The sequence below is a fragment of the Burkholderia reimsis genome (assembly GCF_003294055.1).
In the GTDB taxonomy this organism is placed as follows: domain Bacteria; phylum Pseudomonadota; class Gammaproteobacteria; order Burkholderiales; family Burkholderiaceae; genus Burkholderia; species Burkholderia cepacia.
Genome location: NZ_QMFZ01000138.1, coordinates 1 through 537, shown reverse-complemented (window position 1 = coordinate 537; position 537 = coordinate 1). Strand labels below are relative to the sequence as shown.

General features: G+C 64.1%; 1 protein-coding gene. It reads left to right on the top strand.

Annotated features, from left to right (window positions below; genetic code table 11):
• Window positions 1-2 precede the first annotated feature (2 nt).
• Window positions 3-485, top strand: a complete 483-nt coding sequence (tssB, locus tag DPV79_RS41620) for a type VI secretion system contractile sheath small subunit (protein WP_244321920.1) — start codon at window positions 3-5, stop codon at window positions 483-485.
• Window positions 486-537: the final 52 nt, after the last annotated feature.

The following is a 537-nucleotide window of genomic DNA, read 5'->3' as shown; positions in this document are numbered from 1 at the left end:
AGATCGAGTACGACGTCGAGGTCTACGGTTCGGAGAAGAAGGTCGAGCTGCCGTTCGTGATGGGCGTGCTGGCCGACCTGTCAGGCAAGCATCCGGTCGAGCCGCTGCCGGCCGTGTCGGACCGGCGGTTCCTTGACATCGACATCGACAATTTTGATGAACGCATGAAAGCGATCCGGCCGCGCGTCGCGTTTGCCGTGGCGAACACGCTGACGGGCGAAGGCCAGATGATGGTCGACATGACCTTCGAGAGCATGGAGGACTTTTCGCCGGCTGCGATCGCGCGCAAGGTCGAACCGCTGCGCCAGCTGCTCGAGGCCCGCACGCAGCTCGCGAACCTGCAGACCTACATGGATGGCAAGTCGGGCGCGGAGGCGCTCGTCACGCAGCTGCTGCAGGACCCGGCGCTACTCAAGTCGCTCGCGGCCGCACCGAAGCCGGAGCGACATGAGAATGGCGCTGCCGACGCAGAAAGCGCGAACTGACCGACGAACCGATCGAGGATGACCATCATGGCGAAACAGCAAGCGCAGACCG